This window comes from Streptomyces chattanoogensis (genome assembly GCF_001294335.1).
Taxonomy (GTDB): Bacteria; Actinomycetota; Actinomycetes; order Streptomycetales; family Streptomycetaceae; genus Streptomyces; species Streptomyces chattanoogensis.
This window is the reverse complement of record NZ_LGKG01000140.1, coordinates 83,663-105,014: the sequence shown is the minus strand read 5'-3', so window position 1 is coordinate 105,014 and position 21,352 is coordinate 83,663. Positions and strand designations below refer to the sequence as shown.

The 21,352-nt window shown below is 69.1% G+C and carries 20 protein-coding genes; 10 read left to right on the top strand and 10 right to left on the bottom strand.

Annotation, left to right across the window (positions count from 1 at the left end; genetic code table 11):
* Window positions 1-333 precede the first annotated feature (333 nt).
* On the bottom strand, window positions 334-1,209 hold the full coding sequence (locus ADL29_RS41245) for a peptidoglycan DD-metalloendopeptidase family protein (RefSeq protein ID WP_078971142.1): 876 nt from the start codon (window positions 1,207-1,209) through the stop codon (window positions 334-336).
* Window positions 1,210-1,741: 532 nt separating this feature from the next.
* On the opposite strand from ADL29_RS41245, the gene rpsB reads away from it, so the two are divergent.
* The 9 genes from rpsB (at window position 1,742) to ADL29_RS19720 (ending at window position 11,757) form a co-directional block, all read left to right on the top strand.
* Window positions 1,742-2,617 (top strand): 30S ribosomal protein S2, encoded by an 876-nt coding sequence (gene rpsB, locus ADL29_RS19760; RefSeq protein WP_053924968.1) that lies wholly within the window; start codon window positions 1,742-1,744, stop codon window positions 2,615-2,617.
* Between the two features lie 108 nt (window positions 2,618-2,725).
* Window positions 2,726-3,562, top strand: a complete 837-nt coding sequence (tsf, locus tag ADL29_RS19755; RefSeq protein ID WP_046925771.1) for a translation elongation factor Ts — start codon at window positions 2,726-2,728, stop codon at window positions 3,560-3,562.
* Window positions 3,563-3,724: 162 nt separating this feature from the next.
* The gene (pyrH, locus tag ADL29_RS19750) at window positions 3,725-4,495 is read left to right on the top strand and encodes a UMP kinase (RefSeq protein WP_046925770.1); all 771 of its coding nucleotides are present in this window, start codon (window positions 3,725-3,727) and stop codon (window positions 4,493-4,495) included.
* A 175-nt stretch (window positions 4,496-4,670) separates the two neighbouring features.
* Window positions 4,671-5,228 carry a ribosome recycling factor gene (gene frr, locus ADL29_RS19745; protein ID WP_053924967.1) on the top strand — a complete coding sequence of 186 codons (558 nt, stop codon included), beginning with the start codon at window positions 4,671-4,673 and terminating at the stop codon, window positions 5,226-5,228.
* Window positions 5,228-6,376 (top strand): phosphatidate cytidylyltransferase, encoded by a 1,149-nt coding sequence (locus ADL29_RS19740; protein ID WP_078971140.1) that lies wholly within the window; start codon window positions 5,228-5,230, stop codon window positions 6,374-6,376. The genes frr and ADL29_RS19740 overlap by 1 nt, the downstream gene beginning before the upstream one ends.
* Before the next feature lie 168 nt (window positions 6,377-6,544).
* Window positions 6,545-7,657: a dual-specificity RNA methyltransferase RlmN gene (rlmN, locus tag ADL29_RS19735; protein WP_046925767.1), complete on the top strand. Its 1,113-nt coding sequence runs from the start codon at window positions 6,545-6,547 to the stop codon at window positions 7,655-7,657.
* Between the two features lie 258 nt (window positions 7,658-7,915).
* Window positions 7,916-8,983, top strand: a complete 1,068-nt coding sequence (locus ADL29_RS19730; protein WP_211274354.1) for a thiamine ABC transporter substrate-binding protein — start codon at window positions 7,916-7,918, stop codon at window positions 8,981-8,983.
* Window positions 8,959-10,686, top strand: coding sequence for an ABC transporter permease (locus tag ADL29_RS19725; protein WP_425424259.1), 1,728 nt, complete (start codon window positions 8,959-8,961; stop codon window positions 10,684-10,686). Before ADL29_RS19730 ends, ADL29_RS19725 begins: the two co-directional genes overlap by 25 nt.
* Window positions 10,687-11,757, top strand: a complete 1,071-nt coding sequence (locus tag ADL29_RS19720) for an ABC transporter ATP-binding protein (RefSeq protein ID WP_053924965.1) — start codon at window positions 10,687-10,689, stop codon at window positions 11,755-11,757. It abuts the gene before it with no gap.
* 61 nt (window positions 11,758-11,818) lie between these two features.
* Here ADL29_RS19720 and ADL29_RS19715 read toward each other — a convergent pair whose 3' ends face one another.
* The 5 genes from ADL29_RS19715 to ADL29_RS19695 all read right to left on the bottom strand — a co-directional run bounded on the left by ADL29_RS19715 (window position 11,819) and on the right by ADL29_RS19695 (window position 16,608).
* The gene (locus ADL29_RS19715) at window positions 11,819-12,505 is read right to left on the bottom strand and encodes a response regulator (protein ID WP_053924964.1); all 687 of its coding nucleotides are present in this window, start codon (window positions 12,503-12,505) and stop codon (window positions 11,819-11,821) included.
* Complete coding sequence (locus tag ADL29_RS19710; protein WP_053924963.1) at window positions 12,499-13,530, bottom strand: sensor histidine kinase; 1,032 nt, start codon at window positions 13,528-13,530, stop codon at window positions 12,499-12,501. Before ADL29_RS19710 ends, ADL29_RS19715 begins: the two co-directional genes overlap by 7 nt.
* A 314-nt stretch (window positions 13,531-13,844) precedes the next feature.
* On the bottom strand, window positions 13,845-14,843 hold the full coding sequence (locus ADL29_RS19705; RefSeq protein WP_053924975.1) for a DMT family protein: 999 nt from the start codon (window positions 14,841-14,843) through the stop codon (window positions 13,845-13,847).
* A 201-nt stretch (window positions 14,844-15,044) separates the two neighbouring features.
* On the bottom strand, window positions 15,045-16,199 hold the full coding sequence (locus ADL29_RS19700) for an LOG family protein (RefSeq protein WP_053924962.1): 1,155 nt from the start codon (window positions 16,197-16,199) through the stop codon (window positions 15,045-15,047).
* Between the two features lies 1 nt (window position 16,200).
* The gene (locus tag ADL29_RS19695) at window positions 16,201-16,608 is read right to left on the bottom strand and encodes a MarR family winged helix-turn-helix transcriptional regulator (protein WP_053924974.1); all 408 of its coding nucleotides are present in this window, start codon (window positions 16,606-16,608) and stop codon (window positions 16,201-16,203) included.
* A 124-nt stretch (window positions 16,609-16,732) separates the two neighbouring features.
* Here ADL29_RS19695 and ADL29_RS19690 point away from each other — a divergent pair, with 124 nt between their 5' ends.
* Window positions 16,733-17,149 carry a RidA family protein gene (locus tag ADL29_RS19690; protein ID WP_053924961.1) on the top strand — a complete coding sequence of 139 codons (417 nt, stop codon included), beginning with the start codon at window positions 16,733-16,735 and terminating at the stop codon, window positions 17,147-17,149.
* Between the two features lie 57 nt (window positions 17,150-17,206).
* Here the strand turns inward: ADL29_RS19690 and ADL29_RS19685 are convergent, their stop codons facing one another.
* The 4 genes from ADL29_RS19685 to ADL29_RS19670 form a co-directional block, all read right to left on the bottom strand.
* Window positions 17,207-18,385: a hypothetical protein gene (locus ADL29_RS19685; protein ID WP_053924960.1), complete on the bottom strand. Its 1,179-nt coding sequence runs from the start codon at window positions 18,383-18,385 to the stop codon at window positions 17,207-17,209.
* Window positions 18,367-19,107, bottom strand: coding sequence for an ABC transporter ATP-binding protein (locus tag ADL29_RS19680; RefSeq protein ID WP_053924959.1), 741 nt, complete (start codon window positions 19,105-19,107; stop codon window positions 18,367-18,369). The genes ADL29_RS19685 and ADL29_RS19680 overlap by 19 nt, the downstream gene beginning before the upstream one ends.
* A 275-nt stretch (window positions 19,108-19,382) precedes the next feature.
* Window positions 19,383-20,744 carry an aspartate aminotransferase family protein gene (locus tag ADL29_RS19675; protein WP_053924958.1) on the bottom strand — a complete coding sequence of 454 codons (1,362 nt, stop codon included), beginning with the start codon at window positions 20,742-20,744 and terminating at the stop codon, window positions 19,383-19,385.
* 2 nt (window positions 20,745-20,746) lie between these two features.
* Complete coding sequence (locus ADL29_RS19670) at window positions 20,747-21,241, bottom strand: Lrp/AsnC family transcriptional regulator (RefSeq protein ID WP_063781358.1); 495 nt, start codon at window positions 21,239-21,241, stop codon at window positions 20,747-20,749.
* Window positions 21,242-21,352: the final 111 nt, after the last annotated feature.

The window sequence follows — 21,352 nt, the reverse complement described above, 5'->3', positions numbered from 1 at the left end:
CGCCCCGCCCACCCCCTCCACCCCCACCCCGCCCGCTGGCACGGCAGCTGCAGTGGAATCTCCAGCCGCAGCCGCAGCCGCAGCCGCAGCCGCAGCCGCAGTGGAAACTCCAGCTCCAGCCGCATCCCGCGACAGCGCCTCCGTGCGCATCGGCGCCCGCTGCCCCTCCCGGTCGAACCCAGGCCGCCCCTCTCCCCCGAACGCAGGCGGCCCCTCTCGGTCGAATCCCGGTTGACCCCAGGCCGCAGGGGCCCGTGGCCATGGCGCTGCCTAACCCGCGGCTACGTATCGCCCCGCCTCTCACCTCCCTGGTTCGCTCCTCCCCACCGGCCTTCACCACCCGTGAGGCCGGCTTCCCCGATGCCTCCGGCCACGCCCCGGTATCCCGCCTGATGAGAGACGCCCCAGCGACCAGAGCGCCGCGGCGGCGAGTGCGACCGCGCCCGCGAGCGCTGTTCCCGTGGGCGCGGTGGCCGTCTCGTGCGCGGTGGGCGGGCCCGGCCGCCCGGGAGCCGGACGGGCCGGGGGTACGGGTACGCCGTCGACCGGGAGCAGCCGCGACAGGCCGCCCCGGAGCATGGGCGGAGGGAGAAGCGTGAGCGGGTCCAGGTAGGTCTTTCCGCGGAGCAGGCCCCAATGGAGGCACGGGCCGCGGCAGTGGAAAGGCCCCTTTTGCAGTACGGCCACGGGCCGGCCCGCCATGACGTGCTCCCCTTTCCCGACAGTGGCGCGGACCGGTTCGTACGTGGTGCGTAACGGAGGTCGGCCCGAGCGGGACAGTTCGACGGTGAGGACGCCGCGGCCGGCGACTGTTCCGGCGAAGGTCACCCGGCCGGGTGCCGCCGCGCGCACCGTCGTACCGGCCGACGCTGCCAGGTCCACGCCGCGGTGACCCGCGGCCCATGGCTTGGGCGGCGGCTCCCAGCCACGTAACACCGCAGGCCGTATCCCTGCCGGACCCTCCACCGGCCACGCACGATCCGCCGAAGCCGAAGCCGAAGCCGAAGCCGAAGCCGAAGCCGAAGCCGAAGCCGAAGCCGAAGCCGAAGCCGGTGCGCGAGCCGACTCTGGCACCCGGGCAGGGGTCCGCCGCGTACGCCCCACCGCCTTCACCCCCGGCCACTCCGCCACCGCAACCGTCCTCGACGAGTCCACACCCTCGCCGACAGCCGCCCCGACCCCAGAGCTCGGCACCGCATCCCCCGTCATCAACATCGCCACGGAAAGAGCCGCAGCTGCCGCGACGCCCAGGAATCCGGTCACCATCCGCACCGGAAAGAAGCAGCTTCGCCCGCGCCCCTCGGCCGCCTTCCGCAGTCGCCGTGCGCCCGGCACCCGCAGGCTGCGCATTGCGGGAGAGGTGCCCCGGAAGCTCGTATCCGAGCCGGAATCTCGTTTCATGTCCCGACCGTGACGCAGTCCGCCGCCGTGTGGGGATCTTGGTCGGAAACTGTGGATAACCCGCCGGTTGTGGACAACGGTGTCACTCGCACGGGGCATGAAAAGGTGCGTGTCGCCCAGTACATCGGCCGTCCCGTACACTTCTTGTGGCGATCCGGGTCACCGGGTCGACTTCGCACGCCCCGCCATCAGTGCAGCAGTCCCTTTCGGGCAGCACGATGGCCGCGTCCCTCGGTCCTCGGAACGTTCCGCAAGGTTCATTCCCCGGCAGGCGCGTCGGGGCGTCAGGCACCTCGGCCGACCGGCCGCGGTGGAACCGAGAAACACGAGGAGTACGGCCATGGCCGTCGTCACGATGCGGGAGCTGCTTGAGAGCGGCGTCCACTTCGGACACCAGACCCGGCGCTGGAACCCGAAGATGAAGCGTTTCATCTTCACCGAGCGCAACGGCATCTACATCATCGACCTGCTCCAGTCGCTGTCGTACATCGACCGCGCCTACGAGTTCGTCAAGGAGACCGTCGCCCACGGCGGCTCGGTGATGTTCGTCGGTACCAAGAAGCAGGCCCAGGAGGCCATTGCCGAGCAGGCGACCCGCGTGGGCATGCCCTACGTGAACCAGCGCTGGCTCGGCGGCATGCTGACCAACTTCTCGACCGTCTACAAGCGCCTGCAGCGCCTGAAGGAGCTCGAGCAGATCGACTTCGAGGATGTGGCCGCCTCCGGCCTCACCAAGAAGGAGCTCCTCGTCCTCTCCCGCGAGAAGGCCAAGCTGGAGAAGACCCTCGGCGGTATCCGCGAGATGCAGAAGGTGCCCAGCGCCGTCTGGATCGTGGACACCAAGAAGGAGCACATCGCCGTCGGTGAGGCGCGCAAGCTCAACATCCCGGTCGTCGCGATCCTCGACACCAACTGCGACCCGGACGAGGTCGACTACAAGATCCCGGGCAACGACGACGCCATCCGCTCCGTCACCCTGCTCACCCGTGTGATCGCCGACGCCGTCGCCGAGGGCCTCATCGCCCGCTCCGGCGCCGCCACCGGCGACCAGAAGCCCGGCGACAAGGCTGCCGCCGAGCCGCTGGCCGAGTGGGAGCGCGACCTGCTCGAGGGCGAGAAGAAGTCCGACGAGGCCGAGAAGCCCGCCGAGGCCCCGGCTGCCGAGGCCCCGGCTGCCGAGGCCGAGAAGCCGGCCGCGGACGCCGAGCAGGCCTGACCCGCAGCATCCGGTTGGTGACGGCGGGGGCGGGCGCCACGAGCGCCGCCCCCGCCGTCCACCCGTAGATCTTTCGACTTCGAGATTTCGAGAAGAGATTCACAGACCATGGCGAACTACACCGCCGCTGACGTCAAGAAGCTCCGCGAGCTCACCGGCGCCGGCATGATGGACTGCAAGAAGGCCCTGGACGAGGCCGAGGGCAACGTCGACAAGGCCGTCGAGGCGCTCCGTATCAAGGGCCAGAAGGGCGTCGCCAAGCGCGAGGGCCGCTCCGCCGAGAACGGCGCTGTGGTCTCCGTGATCGCCGGCGACAACACCTCCGGTGTCATCGTCGAGCTGAAGTGCGAGACGGACTTCGTCGCCAAGGGCGAGAAGTTCCAGGCCGTCGCCAACGAGATCGCCGCGCACGTCGCGAAGACCTCCCCGGCCGACATCGAGGCCCTGCTCGCCTCCGAGATCCAGGCCGGCAAGACCGTCCAGGCGTTCGTCGACGAGGCCAACGCCAACCTGGGCGAGAAGATCGTCCTGGACCGCTTCGCGCAGTTCTCCGACGGCTACGTGTCGGCGTACATGCACCGCACCATGCCTGACCTGCCGCCGCAGATCGGTGTCCTTGTCGAGCTCGACAAGGAGAACGCCGAGGTCGCCAAGGGTGTCGCGCAGCACATCGCCGCCTTCGCCCCGAAGTACCTCTCCAAGGAGGACGTCCCGGCCGAGGTCGTCGAGGCCGAGCGCCGCGTCGCCGAGGAGACCACGCGTGCGGAGGGCAAGCCCGAGGCTGCCCTGCCGAAGATCGTCGAGGGTCGCCTCAACGGCTTCTTCAAGGACGCGACGCTGCTCGGTCAGCCGTACGCGCTCGACAACAAGAAGTCCGTCGAGAAGGTCCTGCAGGAGGCCGGTGTCACCCTGAAGCGCTTCTCGCGCATCAAGGTCGGCATCTGAGCCTGCCGCGAAGGCAGCGAATGACCTGCGACCCCGCTAGGGTCGTACGCAGTCGGCCGCTCAACGGCCGGCCGCAGATGTGACGAGGAGGCCATTGCCGCACAGGGATCTGGACCAGACCCACGGCAATGGCCTTCTTCGTATGTGCACGAGGAGAGCTCAATGAATCACGGTGCCGACGGCGCGGACACGGACAAGGCCCACCACGGCGGCAGGCGACGGTTTTTGCTGAAGCTGTCGGGCGAGGCGTTCGCCGGTGGCGGCGGGCTGGGCGTCGACCCCGATGTCGTGCACGCCATGGCCCGCGAGATCGCCGCCGTGGTGCGTGACGGCTACGAGATCGCCGTTGTGATCGGCGGCGGCAACTTCTTCCGTGGCGCCGAACTCCAGCAGCGCGGCATGGACCGGGCCCGTTCCGACTACATGGGCATGCTCGGCACGGTCATGAACTGCCTGGCTCTCCAGGACTTCCTGGAGAAGGAGGGCATCGACTCCCGCGTTCAGACCGCCATCACCATGGGCCAGGTCGCGGAGCCGTACATTCCGCTGCGTGCGGTGCGCCACCTGGAGAAGGGCCGGGTCGTCATCTTCGGCGCCGGTATGGGCATGCCGTACTTCTCCACCGACACCACCGCTGCCCAGCGGGCCCTGGAGATCGACGCCGAGGCCATGCTGATGGGCAAGAACGGTGTGGACGGTGTCTACGACTCCGACCCCAAGACGAACCCCGACGCGGTCAAGTTCGACGCACTCGAATACGGCGAGGTCATCACGCGCGAGCTGAAGGTCGCCGATGCCACCGCCATCACCCTGTGCCGCGACAACAAGCTGCCGATCCTCGTCTTCGAGCTGCTCGCGGAGGGCAATATCGCGCGCGCCGTGAAGGGTGAGAAGATCGGCACGCTCGTCAGCGACCAGGGCACCCGGGCCTGACGGCCCGCAACTGCCGAGACTCCGTACGGGCTTCACCCGTAGGGGCGGCAACTCCCGGCCGTGGGAAGACCTCGGTACGGGGATGGACAACAGCCTGCCGGTCGGACACCGTGCAGGAGAAGACGCGCGGCAGGGGCGAGGCTCTGCTTCTTACCGATAAGACCAGGAGCAAGTGGTGATCGAAGAGATCCTCCTCGAGGCCGAGGAGAAGATGGAGAAGGCCGTCGTGGTCGCCAAGGAGGACTTCGCCGCGATCCGCACCGGTCGTGCGCACCCGGCGATGTTCAACAAGATCGTGGCGGACTACTACGGCGCCATGACGCCCATCAACCAGCTGGCGTCGTTCTCGGTTCCCGAGCCGCGGATGGCCGTGGTGACCCCGTTCGACAAGAGCGCGCTGCGCAACATCGAGCAGGCCATCCGCGACTCCGACCTCGGCGTCAACCCGAGCAACGACGGCAACATCATCCGCGTGAACTTCCCGGAGCTCACCGAGGAGCGCCGCAAGGAGTACATCAAGGTCGCCAAGGCCAAGGGCGAGGACGCGAAGATCTCGATCCGCAGCGTCCGCCGCAAGGCCAAGGAGACCCTCGACAAGCTCGTCAAGGACAAGGAGTCCGGCGAGGACGAGGTGCGCCGCGCCGAGAAGGAGCTCGACGACACCACCGCGAAGTACGTCGCGCAGGTGGACGAGCTGCTCAAGCACAAGGAATCCGAGCTCCTCGAGGTCTGATGAACGAGTCATCCTGGGGGACCCCGCCCGGCGCCGCTCACTGGGGGCCACCCGACCAGGGCGCGGCCTCCGCGCTGCGCGGGGCGGCGCCCCCCGCCTCGGCGGGTCCCGTGCGCGACGGGGGCGACGCGGCGCAGACTCGGCCCATGCCCATCGTGCCGGAGCCAGGCGGACACCAGGACGACCACCGGGACCACCGGCACGACCGGGGGGCCGCTCGACTGAGTGGCCCCCTGTTCCGCGACGAAGAGCCGCAGGAGCCCATGCCCACTGCTTTCCCCGGCTCCCCCGACCGTGGCAGGTCGCGGGACCCAGAGAAGCCGAAGAAGAAGAGCGCGGGGCGCAATCTGCGTGCCGCGATAGGAGTCGGCGTCGGCCTCGGCGCGATCATCCTCGCGTCGCTCTTCGTCTACAAGCCCGTCTTCGTCGGCGTCATCGCCATCGCCGTCGTCGTGGGCCTCTGGGAGCTGACCTCGCGGCTGTCGGAACGCAAGGACATCCGGGTGCCGCTGGTGCCGCTCGCCGTCGGCGGCACCGCCATGGTGGTCGCCGGGTATGTACGGGGCGCCGAAGGCGCATGGGTGGCGATGGCGCTCACCGCGCTGGCCGTCCTGGTCTGGCGGATGACCGAAGCCCCCGAGAACTATCTCCGGGACGTCACCGCCGGTGTCTTCGCGGCGTTCTACGTGCCGTTCCTGGCGACATTCGTGGCGCTGATGCTCGCCGCGGAGGACGACGGGCCGCAGCGGGTGCTGACCTTCCTGCTGCTGACGGTCGTCAGCGACACCGGGGCGTACGCGGTCGGCTGGCGCTTCGGCAAGCGCAAGCTCGCGCCGCGCATCAGCCCCGGCAAGACCCGGGAGGGGCTCCTCGGAGCGCTGCTCTTCGCGATGGCCGCCGGCGCGCTGTGCATGCAGTTCCTGATCAAGAACGGCGTCTGGTGGCAGGGCCTGCTGCTCGGCCTCGCCGTCGCGGCCAGCGCCACCCTTGGCGACCTGGGCGAATCCATGATCAAGCGCGATCTCGGCATCAAGGACATGGGCACCCTGCTGCCCGGCCACGGCGGCATCATGGACCGCCTCGACTCCCTCCTGCCGACCGCGCCGGTCGTCTGGCTGCTGTACGTGGTCTTCGTGGGATCGGGCTGACCGTAGCCGGTTACCCTTGAAGGGCGCGTCGCTCGCGAGCGACGCGCCCTTTCCGCCCCGCGACCGCGGGGATGATCCCTTGAGGTCTCCTGGCTCCGGCATCGTCCGGCCCTTGGCTCCGCGGAAGCGGAGGTCGCCCGGCCTCGTCGTACAGAGGAGTAACCGCTCATGGCACGCCCGGCCCCGGGAGAACTGACGTTTGTCGCCCCCCGCGGCGCCAAGAAGCCCCCGCGTCACCTTGCCGACCTCAGCCCCGTCGAGCGGCGCGAAGCGGTGGCCGCCATCGGTGAGAAGCCGTTTCGCGCCAAGCAGCTTTCGCAGCACTATTTCTCCCGCTACGCGCACGACCCGGCCCAGTGGACCGACATCCCGGCGGCCGCGCGCGAAAAGCTGGCCACGGAGCTGCTGCCGGACCTGATGAATGTCGTCCGCCACATCTCGTGCGACAACGACACCACCCGCAAGACCCTGTGGAAGCTGCACGACGGCACGCTCGTCGAGTCCGTGCTGATGCGCTACCCGGACCGGGTCACCATGTGCATCTCGTCGCAGGCCGGCTGCGGTATGAACTGCCCGTTCTGCGCCACCGGCCAGGCGGGCCTGGACCGCAATCTCTCCACCGCCGAGATCGTGCACCAGATCGTCGACGGCATGCGTGCGCTGCGTGACGGCGAGGTGCCCGGCGGTCCGGCGCGGCTGTCCAACATCGTTTTCATGGGGATGGGCGAGCCGCTTGCCAACTACAAGCGGGTGGTCGGCGCCATCCGGCGGCTGACCGACCCCGAGCCCGACGGCCTGGGGCTGTCCCAGCGCGGTATCACGGTCTCCACCGTCGGCCTCGTCCCGGCGATGCTGCGGTTCGCGGACGAGGGCTTCAAATGCCGGCTCGCGGTGTCGCTGCACGCGCCGGACGACGAGCTGCGCGACACGCTCGTGCCCGTCAACACCCGCTGGAAGGTACGTGAGGTACTGGACGCGGCATGGGAGTACGCCGAGAAGTCCGGGCGCCGGATCTCGATCGAGTACGCCCTGATCCGCGACATCAATGACCAGGCCTGGCGCGGTGACCTGCTGGGACGCCTGCTGAAGGGTAAGCGGGTCCATGTGAACCTCATTCCGTTGAATCCGACGCCCGGGTCGAAGTGGACCGCCTCGCGGCCCGAGGACGAGCTGGCGTTCGTACGGGCCATCGAGGCGCACGGCGTCCCGGTGACCGTCCGGGACACCCGAGGCCAGGAGATCGACGGCGCGTGTGGACAGCTCGCGGCCTCGGAGCGCTGACCGCTCGCTGGTACCCTCTGCTCGAACAAATGCACATTCCGACAGGGGAGCGCCACAGCGCTGAGAGTGCGGAAGCGTCGTAGAGCTACGGTGCCCGCAGACCCTTGAACCTCGCCCGGGTCATTCCGGGTAGGAAGTTCGGTCGTCACTCATGCTGTTGCGCCCTGCCCGGATCCGCTTGCCGTCCGTCGTTCGACGTCGCGAGCCGCGGACACCGGGCGGGGCCGCGTCTCTTCCTGGCCAGCCAGGAGGAATTCAGTGAGCACCACCAGAAGGATCACCGCGACAGCGCTCGCCGCCGCGGTCGGCATGACCGCACTCGCTGCGTGCGGCAGCGGCAGCGCGGACGCCAAGACCGTCACGTTGGTCAGCCATGACTCGTTCGGTGCCTCCAAGTCGGTGCTGGCCGCCTTCGAGAAGGAGACCGGCTACAAGGTCAAGCTGCTTCCGGGCGGGGATGCCGGAAAGGCCGTCAACCAGGCGATCCTGTCCAAGGGCAATCCGCAGGGCGATGTGTTCTTCGGCATCGACAACACCCTGCTCTCGCGGGGCCTGAAGGAAGACCTCTTCACCCCGTACAAGGCCAAGGGGCTCGACGGTGTGCCCGCCGACCTGCAGCTCGACAAGGGCCGGCACCGCGTCACCCCGCTCGACTACGGCGACATCTGCGTCAACTACGACCGCGCCTACTTCGACCGGCACAAGATCGCTCCGCCGAAGACCTTCGACGATCTGATCAAGCCTGAGTACAAGGGGCTGCTCGTCACGGAGAATTCCGCGACCTCCTCTCCGGGACTCGCCTTCCAGCTCGGCACCATCGCCAAGTACGGCGAAACCGGCTGGCAGGGCTACTGGAAGAAGCTCAAGGCCAACGGCGTCGAGGTCGTCGACGGCTGGGAGCAGGCGTACAACGACCGGTTCTCGGGCTCCGCGGCCGGCAAGGGCAAGGGCGACAAGCCGCTGGTGGTCTCCTACGCTTCCAGCCCGCCCGCCGAGGTCATGGGCAAGAAGCCGGAGCCCCGCCAGGCGCCGACCGGCGTCGCGACCGGCACCTGCTTCCGGCAGATCGAATTCGGCGGTCTGCTCAAGGGCGCCAGGAACGAGAAGGGCGGTAAGGCGCTTCTGGACTTCCTGCTGAGCAAGAAGTTCCAGGAGGACATGCCGCTGAAGATGTTCGTCAACCCGGTTCTCAAGGACGCCAAGGTGCCGGCGCTGTTCACCAAGTACGGCGCGAAGATCGACAAGTCGGCGACGGTGGACCCGGAGACGATCACCAAGAACCGTGAACACTGGATCAAGCAGTGGTCCTCGCTCGTTCTGAAGTAACCCGCGCCTCGCACCGGAGGCGCTCGCGGGGGACGGCGGTGCGGCTCGGCCTGATGGCCCTGCCGCTCGCCTTCTTCGCGCTGTTCTTCGCGTATCCGGTGATCGCGATCGTCGGGCGGGGGCTGAAGGACGGCGGGCAGTGGCGGCTCGGCCGGCTCGGTACGGTGCTGAGCGATCCCGATGTCCTTCATGTGCTGTGGTTCACCGTCTGGCAGGCGGCGGCCTCGACAGCGCTGACCCTGCTGATCGCGCTGCCCGGCGCGTATGTCTTTGCACGTTTCGACTTCCCCGGCAAACAGCTGCTGCGGGCGGTCGTGATGGTGCCGTTCGTGCTGCCGACCGTCGTCGTCGGCTCGGCCTTCCTTGCGCTGGTCGGCCGCGGTGGTCTCCTCGACGACCTGTGGGGCATGCGCCTGGACACGTCGGTATGGGCGATTCTGCTGGCGCATGTCTTCTTCAATTACGCCGTGGTCGTACGGACTGTCGGCGGCCTCTGGGGACAGCTGGATCCCCGTCAGGAAGAGGCGGCGCGGGTGCTGGGAGCCGGACGGTTCGCCGCCTGGCGGAGGGTGACGCTCCCCGCGCTCGGCCCGGCCGTGGCCGCCGCCGCGCTGATGGTCTTCCTGTTCACCTTCACCTCCTTCGGAATCGTGCAGATTCTGGGCGGCCCCACCTTCTCGACCCTGGAGGTCGAGATCTACCGGCAGACCGCGGACTTCCTCGATCTGCCGACGGCCGCCGTCCTCACACTGTTCCAATTCGCCGCAGTGCTGGGACTGCTGGCGCTGCATGCCTGGACCGTGCGCCGACGGGAATCCACCCTGCGGCTCGTGGACGCATCGACGACCGCCCGGCGGCCGCGCGGACATGGGCAGTGGGCGCTGCTGTGGGGCACGCTGGCCGTCATCGCCGTTCTGCTCGTCGTGCCTCTCTTGGTGCTCGTGGAACGATCCTTCGCCGGCCCCGACGGCTACGGAGGGATCTTCTACACCACGCTGAGCTCCGCCGGGTCCGCCGACAGCACCTTCGTCGTCGCGCCCCTCGACGCCCTGTGGAACTCCCTCACCTACGGCGCCGCGGCCACGGTGATCGCGCTGGTGGTGGGAGGGCTGGCGGCAGCCGCCCTGACGCTCTCCCACTCCGGGCTTCGCCCGGATGGGCAGTCCCCCCGCGCCGATCGGCTGGTTCGCGGATTCGACGCCCTCCTGATGCTGCCGCTCGGGGTGTCGGCGGTGACCGTCGGCTTCGGCTTTCTGATCACCCTCGATGCGCCACCGCTGGATCTGCGCTCCTCGTGGTGGCTGGTGCCGCTCGCCCAGGCCCTGGTGGGTGTGCCCTTCGTGGTCCGGACGATGCTGCCCGTGCTGCGAGCGGTGGACGGACGGCTGCGGGAGGCCGCCGCTGTGCTCGGAGCCTCGCCGTGGCGGGTGTGGCGCGAGGTGGATCTGCCGATGGTGCGGCGGGCGCTGCTGATCGCGGCCGGCTTCGCCTTCGCCGTGTCCCTCGGTGAATTCGGTGCGACGGTCTTCATCGCACGGCCTGACCGCCCGACCCTGCCGGTGGCCGTGGCGCGGCTGCTGGGACGCGCCGGGGGACTCAACTACGGGCAGGCGATGGCCCTGTCGACCATCTTGATGGTGGTGTGCGCCGGCGCCCTGCTGGCTCTGGAGCGCATCCGTATCGACCAGTCCGGGGAGTTCTAGATGTCGGTAGCAGCCGATACCACGACGCGGCAGTTGCTGCGGCTGGGCGGGGTGACCGTCCGCTTCGGCAAGCCTGGTGTGCGTCCGGCGCTCGACGCGGTGGATCTGGAGGTCGCCGCGCAGGAAATCGTGTGCGTGCTGGGGCCGAGCGGCAGTGGCAAATCGACGCTTCTGCGAGTCGTGGCCGGACTTCAACCGGCCGATGAAGGACGGGTATTGCTGGAAGGCCGGGATCAGGCAGGGGTGCCCACGCACCGGCGTGGCGTCGGGCTGATGTTCCAGGACCACCAGCTCTTCCCGCAGCGCGATGTCGCGGGAAATGTTGCCTTCGGGCTGCGGATGCGGGGCGCCTCGCGCGCCGACCAGGAGCGTACGGTCACCGAACTGCTGGATCTCGTCGGGCTGCCGGGTGCACAGCGGCGCGCCATCGCCTCGCTGTCCGGCGGTGAGCAGCAGCGGGTCGCCCTCGCCCGCGCGCTCGCCCCGCAGCCCCGGCTGCTGATGCTGGACGAGCCGCTCGGCCAGCTCGACCGCGGTCTGCGTGAGCGCCTGGTCGCCGAACTCCGGAGGCTCTTCCGGGAGTTGGGTACGACCGTGCTCGCCGTCACGCATGACCAGGGAGAGGCGTTCGCGCTGGCCGACCGGGTCGTCGTGATGCAGGACGGGCGGATCGCCCAGACCGGTACCCCGCTGGAGGTGTGGCAGCGTCCCGCCACCGAATTCGTCGCCCGTTTCCTCGGTTTCGACAATGTGGTCGAGGCTACGGTGCAGGGGGACGTCGCTGTCACCCCATGGGGCAAGGTGCCGGTTCCGGACGGCACCACGGACGGACCGTGCCGTCTGCTCGTACGGCCTGCCGGAGTGCGGCTGACGTCGGCCCGGGAGGGGCTGCCGTGTACGGTCGCGGCCCGGACGTTCCGGGGAACCCATGTCGCGCTGCTCCTCCAGCCGGCCGCCGGACCGCAGCTGGAGGCGGCCTGCGCACTGCAGAACGCGCCGGAGACCGGAGAGGAAGTGGGCATTGCCTTCGCGGCGCAGGACGTGGTGATCTTGGACGCCACGGCGGGTTAACCACGAGAGATATCGCTGCCGTGCCTGTGTCATGTGGGGCTCCTGAGATGCTGGACTGCTCCTATGGGCGGGGGAGGGAATCGGGTCGCTTGCCCTGCGGGACCACCAGGCCGAGCTCGTAGGCGAGGATCACCGCCTGGGCGCGGTCACGGAGGCCCATCTTCGCGAAGAGCCTGTTGATATGCGTTTTCACGGTGTGGTCGGAGATCGTCAGACGCGCGGCGATCTCCGCGTTGGACAGCCCTTGAGCGATCTGGACGAGCACCTCCACCTCGCGGGCCGTCAGTTCCTCGACAGTGCGGACCGGCACCGGCGCAGCCCGTTGTCTGACGAAGGCCGCGACCAGCCGCTTGGTCAGCTCCGGCGCCAGCAGGGCATTGCCTTCGGCCACGACCCGTACCGCATGCAGGAGTTCGGGAAAGGTCGTGTCCTTGAGGAGGAACCCGCTGGCCCCGGCCGACAGCGCGTCATAGACGTACTCGTCCAGCCCGAACGTCGTGAGCATCAGCGCCTTGGTCGCGCCGTTGGACGCCCGGGTGATTTCACGGGCCGCCTCGATACCGTTCTTGTGGGGCATCCGGATGTCGAGTAAGGCCAGGTCAGGGCGCCGCTCCGCGGCGACGCGAATCGCTTGGACCCCGTCCTCCGCCTCACCCACCACTTCGATGTCGTCCTGGGTGCCCAGGAGGTTGACGAATGCTGTGCGGACGACCGCCTGGTCGTCGGCGACAATTGCTCTGATCACCAAGGGAATTCCGCCTCTACGAGAAATCCGCCGTCGGGCCCGGGGCCGGCGCTGAGATTCCCGCCGAGCAGCGCCGCCCGCTCCTGCATCCCGGCCAGACCATGACCGGAGTGGACCGCGCCCGTCGGGCCTGGTCCGTCGTCCGTGATCCGCACCGCCAGTCGGTCGGGCCGGTAGCCGATCTCCACCACTGCACGAGCGCCCGGGGCATGCCGGCGTGCGTTGGCGAGCCCCTCCTGCACGATGCGGTATGCGGACAGCTCCCAGGAGGTCGGCAGCGCCATGCGGTCACCGCTGACGCGCAGTTCGACCTCACCGCCCACCGAGCGGTGCTGCGTTATGAGGTCGTCCAGCGCCGCCAGGGTCGGCTGGGGAGCGGTCCCGGCCTTGTCGTCCGGACCGGTCCGCAGCACACCCAGCAGTCGGCGCAGCTCCGCCATTGACGAGCGGGCGGACGCGGCGATCTGCTGGAAGCTGTCGCGGGCCTGAGGCGAGAGTCCAGGGACGGTGTACGTGGCGCTCTCCGCCTGAACCGCGATCAGCGAAACGGAGTGCGAGACGACATCGTGCAACTCCCGTGCGAACGCTGCCCGTTCGGCATCGGTTGCCTGTTGTCGCTCCATCGTGATCTGCCGTGTCCGGGCGTCCTCCCGCTCGCGCTGCGTCTCTTCGCGGGCGCGTACGGCATCTCCCATCGCCACCGCCGCGGCGATCGCCATGGTCAGCGCCAACCACTCGGTGAACAGGCCCAGGGAAGAGGAGTGTCCGCCCCACGTCGATGTGTGCCACAGATTCACGCCGAGAGAGAGAACGGTGCCACCCGCGACCAGGGCCCCGACGCCCGGCCGTGAACGCCGCCACGACAGTGCTGCCGTGGACACCAGTACGCCGAGCGCGACCGCCGACGAATGCCCAGGCACGACCGCCAGCTCCACCACCGCGAGCGCGGTCAGGGCTCCGCCGGAGACCCAGGGACAAGAAGGCGAGGCGACCCACGCTCGCAGCCGCTGCCGGAGTGGTTTGCTCATGCCTTTATTTTTCGGCTGAGCGGTCTCCGCCGCGTCGCCGCACGGGTTGATCCATCGGACGAGTGTCATGCCACGGGTTGACGCCAGAGTTCGGTTCGTCGTTTGACGTCGTGCGATCCCGCCGTCCGTAGCCTCGTGATCAGGACGAGAAAAGGGGTCTCATGAACAATCAACACGCTCTATTCGAGGCGAAGTTGAAGTCTGTACCTGCATGGGGCGACGCAGCCCTTCGCGGCTCGGGGCGCGGCCGGGGGTGGGAGTGTGCCGGGCCGCGCATCAGCGGGTGCGAGGGGAGTGGGTCGGGGCCGTTCGTATCAGGAGCCGGCGCGATTGCCGGCCAGGGACTGGGAGGGCTGCTGCGCGTCATCGCCCGGCGCCGAGCCGTCGTCGGTCAAGGGCCCGTCCGGCGAGTGCGTACCGCCTGCCGTCGCAGGTACGGCCTCCGCCTCCGGCTCTCCGCACCAGGCGACCGCGACGGCCCCGGCCACAGCCACTACGAAGCCGAGGACGGCAACCCATGCGAAGCCCGGCCGGGAGGAGTCCCCCAGCCACAGCACGCCGAGAATGCCCGGCACCACGGTCTCGCCCACGACCAGGGCTGCCGTGGCGCCGTTCACCGAGCCGATCTGGAGGGCGACGGTGTGCAGGTACATCCCGCCGATGCCCGCGATGAGGATGGCGTAGAGAGCGGGGTCGCCGAGGAGGGACGACAGGTTGAACGGTTCGACGCCGTTCAGCACGCGTACGCCGACGCCGAGTGCGCCGAAGCCCAGGCCGGAGAGCAGGCCCGCGAGGATCGCGGCCCGGCCGCCCAGGAGGCGCACGATCAGGGTGCCGCCGCCGATGACCGCGATGGACGCGGCCAGCAGCCACCAGTGGCCGGCGATCGGGGTGTGGCCGCCGCCTTCCGGCCCCGCGGCCGTGGCGAGCAGTACCAAAGCCGAACAGACCACGGCGATGGAGGCCCATTCCGGCCGGGTGAGCCGGATGCCGAGGAGCTTGATGCTCAGCACTGCCGTGATCACGAGATTGGCGCTGATCACCGTCTGGGAGAGGAACAGCGGCAGCAGCCGGGCGGCGAGTGCACCGAGCCCGAACCCTATGAAGTCCAGCACCGTGCCGACCATGAACTCCCAGGTCACGGCGGCTTTGGCGGTGGACGACAGGCTGGGGCCGCCATGCTGGGTGACGCCGGAGGTCGAGGCGGCAGCCGCCTCCTGGCGGGCGGATTTACGCGAACCCACTGCCTGCAGGACCGAACCCGTGCCGTAGCAGGCCGATGCCGCTACGGCCGTCAGAAGGCCGATGATCACCAAGAGCTCCGTTCGCGCACTGCGTGCATTACCTGTTCATTACCTGGCTTGGCAGACGCGCATTTCGGGGCGGCAGTTGCCTCTCGTGAGCAAAGAGATCTCGTGGATCTCGGGCCGCGCAGTGGATCAAGAAGTGGATCAAGGGGAGGGTGTACTGGACCGATGCGCCAGGGCGGATGCCGACTCGGTGGCCCGACTCGGTCAGGAAGCCGGCCCGGACGCGAGACGGGCCAGCGCGTCGGGGACCTCGTCCACCGAATCGACCAGCGCGATCCGCGGCGCCATCGCACGGTCCGCGGAGAGCGCCTGCAGCAGCGGCCAGGCGGGCAGCTTCTCGGTCCAGTGGTCGCGGTTCACCAGCACCATCGGAGTCGGCTCGCCACGGGACTCATAGTAGTTCGGGGTGGCATTGTCGAAGATTTCCTGCACTGTTCCGGCGGCGCCGGGAAGGTACACCACTCCGGCGTTCGAGCGGGCCAGCAGCCCGTCCTCACGCACCGCATTGACGAAGTACTTCGCGATATGGGAAGCGAAGGCGTTGGGCGGCTCGTGTCCGTAGAACCAGGTGGGGACGCCGACCGAGGAGTTGCCGCCGGGCCAGCTCCGGCGGACCTCGAAGGCGGCCCGCGCCCAGTCCGTGACGGAGGGGGTGAAGTGCGGCGCCTTGGCCAGGAGTTCCAGTGCCGAGTCGAGCATGGTGTCCTCGAAGGGCGCGGCGTACGCCCCGAGGTTCGCCGCCTCCATCGCGCCGGGTCCGCCACCCGTCGCGACGGTCAGGCCGTCGCGGGTGAGCCGGCGGCCGAGCCGGGCGGCGCCTGCATAGGCCGCGGAACCGCGTTCCATGGCGTGTCCGCCCATGACGCCCACCACCCGCGCACCGGCGAGATGCTCGTCCAGGGCGTCGGAGACGGCGTCGTCGTGGATGCTGCGCAGCATCGAGGCGAAGACATCGCCGTCCGTCCTGGTCTCCTGGTACCAGTGGTAGGTGCGCGCGTCCGGGGTGGCTTCGTATCCGGCGTCGGTCAGACCCTCGAACAGCTCGTCCGGTCCGTACAGGCTGCCGCGGTAGGGGTTGAACGGCAGATCCGGTATGGGCGGGAAGACCAGCGCACCGCCGGCCCGCACCTTGGCGGCGGCGTCCGGCTCCATGGCGCAGCCGAGGAACACGGACTCGGTGGTGTCGGTGCTGAGCAGCGCGAACGTACGGTCCGTCAGATCGACCGACTGGATGCGGTGTCCGGCGAGGCTGCCCGAGGTGACGACCCGGTCGAACTCCGCAAGGGACTCGATCTCGTAGTCGCCGTCGTGGGCCCGGCGGGAGGCTGGGGGCTCTGAATTCGGCTGCACGCCCGCCATGTTAGGCCCGCAGGACTTCCACCAGCGGACCGAGGTGGCCGTCTTCGGCTGCCGCGTCGAGTGCGGCGCGCAGGGCGCTGTCGTACGTGGGGCGTGCCTTCTGCTGGACGTCGCGCCCCTCGTCCGTGATCACGCTGTAGACGCCGCGCCGGTCCTTCGGGCACAGGTCACGGCGGGTGAGCCCGGACGACTCCAGGCGGGAGGCCAGCCGGCTCACGGAACTCTGGTTGAGGCCGATCAGGTCGGCAAGCTCCTGCATGCGTAGCTCGCCGTCATCAGCCTCGGCGAGTCGCGCCAGCGCGCGGTACTCCGACAGCCCGATGCTGTGGTGCTGCTGGAGGGCCTTGGCCAGCTCCTGTTCCACTCGTGTGTGCAGTGCGCCGAACCGGTCCCAGTGCTCCGCGTCCATCATCTTCTGCTTTCTTCCGCGTTTTTCCGCTGAGCGCTTGACAGCAGCGTACATGCACCTGAAACTTATGTATGCACATGCAAGAGATGCGTGTACATAGGAACGCAGGGGGAGTGGTGTGCCGATGAACGGCGTTGCAAAGGCTCATGGGGCGGCGGAGATCGAGCGAATCGCCACCACGCCGGACTGGTACGAGCCGTACAAGATCTCGCAGGCGATCAAAGCGGGTGGCCTGATCCACGTCTCCGGGCAGGCGGGAATCGACGAACGCGGGCGGACCGTCTCGGACGACTTCCTCACTCAGGGGCGGCAGGCGTTCGCGAACGTCGCCAGGGTTCTCGCCGAGGCGGGCGCCTCGCTCGCCGACGTGGTGAAGGTGGGCATCTTTGTCACGGACATGGCCGCCGATCTCGAGCACGTCATCGCCCTGCGGGGCGAGTTCCTGTCCGAGCCCTATCCGGCCGACACGCTGCTGGAGGTGTCGTCGCTGGCCCGGCCGGACTGGCGAATAGAGGTGGAGGCCACGGCCCTGGCCCGCTGAGCGGCCGCTGTCCCCGCCTCTCAGCGGACCCCAGCCCCTCAGCGGACCTCCGGCTCCTCAGCGCAGCAAAGGAAGCGTGGCCATTTCGGCAACGGCCCAGGTCAGCGGTCCCACCACGATCCCCACCGCCGCGGCGCGCAGGGCAGCGGCGCGACGGAGGGTCGAGCCGGGCGCGCCGAGGCGGCGCAGGGCGGCCGTGGTCCGGGCGCGGGCCGAGCGGGATTCGAGCGCCGCGGTGAGTGCGCTGGCGGTGACGCAGGCGACGACGACGGTCGCGCCGACGGCGGTGAGTGGACCGTAGGGACGGGTGTGCTCGGTGTCGTACACATGCACCGCTGCATAGGTGGCGGAGGCGACCGCGCACAGCACGCCGAGCGGGCGCCCCAGGCGGCGTGACTCCTCCTGGAGCACGCGTCCGGCGAGCAGGCGCAGCCCGCCGGGGCGTCCCGCGCACAGAAGGCGGCCGCACAGGTGCACCAGGCCGGGGCCGGCCAGGACGAGGCCGACGGTGGACAGTGCCCAGCCGCTCAGGACGCCCGGGGGGCTGCTGACCAGCCGGCCGGGCAGCGGCAGCAGTCCGCCGGAGGTGACGGTGCCGCGGCTGGCGTAGGCCTCGATGGCCAGGCCTGCCGCCGTCAGGGCCATGCCCCAGGGGAGTCCCGAGGGGTTGGCCGCCTTGGTGGGAGCCTCTGCCTCGGGAGAGATGTCGGCGCTGCGGGGGCGCAGGGCCACGGCGGTCGTGGCGGCGGCGGTCAGCGGGACGATCGACAGCAGCATCAGGGCGCCGACGAGCGGGAACGGGTGGCCCGTGCCCAGCACGTCGGAGCCGATGCCGAACCCCCCGGCGGCCGTGGACGGGGCGCCGCCGAGGTCACCGCGGAGGCGGAGGAAGGCAAGCAGGGAGAGGAGGACGCCGAGGAGGCAGAACAGCGCGGTGGAGGCCGCGGCGAGCAGGGCCAGCCGGAGGGGGCCGAGGCCGGCGGCGGCCATCCCGCGGTGGAGACGGGCGGCCGGGTCCGTGCGGGCCACGGATGCGGCGAGCTGGGCGGTGGCGGCGAGCGGCGCGGCACACCACAGCAGACGGGCCAGCGAATCGTCGGCCGAGGCCGGGTGGCCGGCGGCATGGCCCAGGGTGGAGAGCAGCAGGAAGCCCGTGCCGAAGGCCGCTGCGGTGACGAAGAGGCGGCGCAGCAGAACGACGGGGTGAGACCTGCGGGCTAGACGGAGAGCGAGCACGCTGCCCTGCTTTCCGCGTCGGGGGATCCGTTGGGGCCGGCCGGGGCGCCCGTACGGCGGCCGTCGAGGAGGGCGAGGGAGCGGTCGGCAAGGGCCGCGGCCTCCGGGTCGTCGGTCGCCAGGACCACGGTGATGTGGTGGGAGCGGGCCGCGGTGGTCAGGGTGCGCAGGACCTGGGCGCCGTCGGCGCGGTGCAGCGGGGCGGTCGGGTCGTCGGCGAAGAGGACCTGGGGCTCGGCGGCGAGGGCGCGGGCGACGGCGATGCGCTGGCGCTCCGACTGGTCGAGACGGGCGGGGCGGCGGCGGGCGCACATGCCGACGTCGAGACGGTCGAGCCACTCCATGGCGGTGTGCTTGGCGGCGCGGTGGCCGGTGCCGCGCAGCAGGAGCGGGAGGGCGGCGTTCTCCCAGGCGGTGAGCTCGGGAACGAGATGGGGTTCGGTGTCGATCCAGCCGAACCGGTCCAGACGCAGCCGTTCGCGGCTGGGGGAGGAGAGGGTGTGCACGGGTGAGCTGTTGAACCAGACTTCGCCCTCGGTGGGGGCGAGCTGGCCGGAGAGGCATTTGAGGAGGGTGGTCTTGCCGCTGCCGCGGGGGCCGGTGACGGCGAGGATCTCTCCGTCGCGTACGCCGAGGGAGACGCCGGTGAGGGCCGGGGTGCTGCCGTGCGTGTGGTGCAGGCCGCGGGCCCAGAGCACGTCGTTGTCAGGCGGGGCCACCATCTGCGCACCTCTTGCTTGTTCGCGTCCGTTCGTTCCCCCAAGCGGGTGAACGACCATGGAGGTTATCGGTCACTGGCACGGTAAGTACTGCTGACCCCTGGTATTCGGCGCTCGGCACGGAGAACGGCTCAGATTCACCCGTATAGCTGAAAATGAGTGAATCTGAGCCGTCGGATATTCGGTTGTGTTCTATTAACGCACCGGCAGGCGATGCGATGATCGGAACCTGGTGATCACAGTTCAGTGATCACAGTTCGGTGATCACGGTCCGGTGATCAGAGCTTGGCCCAGGCCTCGGTGAGGACACCGCGCAGGATCTGCTCGATCTCGTCGAAGACCGGCTGGTCGGCGATCAGCGGCGGGGCCAGCTGGATGACCGGGTCGCCACGGTCGTCGGCGCGGCAGTAGAGGCCGGCGTCGTACAGGGCCTTGGAGAGGAAGCCGTACAGGACGCGCTCGGTCTCCTCCTCGTTGAAGGACTCCTTGGTGGCCTTGTCCTTGACGAGCTCGATGCCGTAGAAGAAGCCGTTGCCGCGGACGTCGCCGACGATCGGCAGGTCGTGCAGCTTCTGCAGGGTGCTCAGGAAGTTGCCCTCGTTGTCGAGGACATGCTGGTTGAGACCCTCACGCTCGAAGATGTCGAGGTTGGCGACACCGACGGCCGCGGAGACCGGGTGGCCGCCGAAGGTGTAGCCGTGCAGGAAGGTGTTGTCGCCCTTGTAGAACGGCTCGGCCAGGCGGTCGGAGATGATGCAGGCGCCGATCGGGGAGTAGCCCGAGGTCATGCCCTTGGCGCAGGTGATCATGTCCGGGATGTAGCCGAACTTGTCACAGGCGAAGGTCGTGCCCAGGCGGCCGAAGGCGCAGATGACCTCGTCGGAGACGAGCAGCACGTCGTACTGGTCACAGATCTCGCGGACCCGCTGGAAGTAGCCGGGCGGCGGCGGGAAGCAGCCACCGGCGTTCTGGACCGGCTCGAGGAAGACCGCGGCGACGGTCTCGGGGCCCTCGAAGAGGATCTGCTGCTCGATCTGGTCGGCGGCCCAGCGGCCGAAGGCCTCGGGGTCGTCGCCGTGGATCGGGGCGCGGTAGATGTTGGTGTTCGGCACCTTGTGCGCGCCGGGGACCAGCGGCTCGAAGGGGGCCTTCAGGCCGGGGAGGCCGGTGATCGACAGGGCGCCCTGCGGGGTGCCGTGGTAGGCCACCGCGCGGGATATGACCTTGTGCTTCATCGGCTTGCCGGTGAGCTTGAAGTACTGCTTGGCGAGCTTCCAGGCGGTCTCGACCGCCTCGCCGCCACCGGTGGTGAAGAAGACCTTGTTGAGGTCGCCGGGGGCCTCGTTGGCCAGGCGCTCGGCGAGCTCCACGGCCTTGGGGTGCGCGTAGGACCACACGGGGAAGAAGGCGAGCTCCTGCGCCTGCTTGTAGGCGGTCTCGGCGAGCTCGACCCGGCCGTGGCCGGCGTTGACCACGAAGAGGCCGGCGAGGCCGTCGATGTAGCGCTTGCCCTTGTCGTCGTAGATGTTGGTGCCTTCACCGCGCACGATCGTGGGCACGGGGGCGTTCTCGTACGACGACATGCGGGTGAAGTGCATCCACAGGTGGTCGTATGCCGTCTTGGAGAGGTCGCGGCTCATTGCTATCTCGTTCCCCAGGTGTAGGTCTGCTTCCGGAGCTTGAGGTAGACGAAGCTCTCGGTGGTCCGGACGCCGGGAAGCGTGCGGATCCGCTTGTTGATCATTTCCAGCAGGTGGTCGTCGTCCTCGCAGACGATCTCGATGATGAGATCGAAGGAGCCTGCGGTCATGACGACGTACTCGACTTCTTCCATGGTCGTCAGGGCGTCGGCCACGGGATCGAGGTCACCCTCGACGTTGATGCCGACCATTGCCTGCCGCCGGAAACCGACCGTGAGGGGGTCGGTGACGGCGACGATCTGCATCACGCCTTGATCGAGCAGTTTCTGTACGCGCTGGCGCACGGCCGCCTCGGACAGGCCCACGGCCTTGCCGATCGCGGCGTACGGCCGGCGCCCGTCCTCCTGGAGCTGCTCGATGATCGCCAGGGAGACGGAGTCGATCGACGGAGTGCCGGTTCTGTCATGACTGTTTCGAGGAGGCGCCACGTCCCTCACTGTGCACCAGCCTCGTCAGTCGCGCAACCCCAAACCGATGAAATCAGTTGTCCAGTGATCTAAATTTCACTGATTTCGTTGTTGATGAGTGGCGGGTGTGTTGAAAACGTC

Excerpts from the sequence above, each read along its gene's own strand:
- ADL29_RS41245 (WP_078971142.1), bottom strand. The coding sequence starts at position 1,209 with ATGACGGGGGATGCGGTGCCGAGCTCTGGGGTCGGGGCGGCTGTCGGC.
- rpsB (WP_053924968.1), top strand. The coding sequence starts at position 1,742 with ATGGCCGTCGTCACGATGCGGGAGCTGCTTGAGAGCGGCGTCCACTTC.
- tsf (WP_046925771.1), top strand. The coding sequence starts at position 2,726 with ATGGCGAACTACACCGCCGCTGACGTCAAGAAGCTCCGCGAGCTCACC.
- pyrH (WP_046925770.1), top strand. The coding sequence starts at position 3,725 with ATGAATCACGGTGCCGACGGCGCGGACACGGACAAGGCCCACCACGGC.
- ADL29_RS19740 (WP_078971140.1), top strand. The coding sequence starts at position 5,228 with ATGAACGAGTCATCCTGGGGGACCCCGCCCGGCGCCGCTCACTGGGGG.
- rlmN (WP_046925767.1), top strand. The coding sequence starts at position 6,545 with ATGGCACGCCCGGCCCCGGGAGAACTGACGTTTGTCGCCCCCCGCGGC.
- ADL29_RS19720 (WP_053924965.1), top strand. The coding sequence starts at position 10,687 with ATGTCGGTAGCAGCCGATACCACGACGCGGCAGTTGCTGCGGCTGGGC.
- ADL29_RS19710 (WP_053924963.1), bottom strand. The coding sequence starts at position 13,530 with ATGAGCAAACCACTCCGGCAGCGGCTGCGAGCGTGGGTCGCCTCGCCT.
- ADL29_RS19700 (WP_053924962.1), bottom strand. The coding sequence starts at position 16,199 with ATGGCGGGCGTGCAGCCGAATTCAGAGCCCCCAGCCTCCCGCCGGGCC.
- ADL29_RS19695 (WP_053924974.1), bottom strand. The coding sequence starts at position 16,608 with ATGGACGCGGAGCACTGGGACCGGTTCGGCGCACTGCACACACGAGTG.
- ADL29_RS19690 (WP_053924961.1), top strand. The coding sequence starts at position 16,733 with ATGAACGGCGTTGCAAAGGCTCATGGGGCGGCGGAGATCGAGCGAATC.
- ADL29_RS19680 (WP_053924959.1), bottom strand. The coding sequence starts at position 19,107 with ATGGTGGCCCCGCCTGACAACGACGTGCTCTGGGCCCGCGGCCTGCAC.
- ADL29_RS19675 (WP_053924958.1), bottom strand. The coding sequence starts at position 20,744 with ATGAGCCGCGACCTCTCCAAGACGGCATACGACCACCTGTGGATGCAC.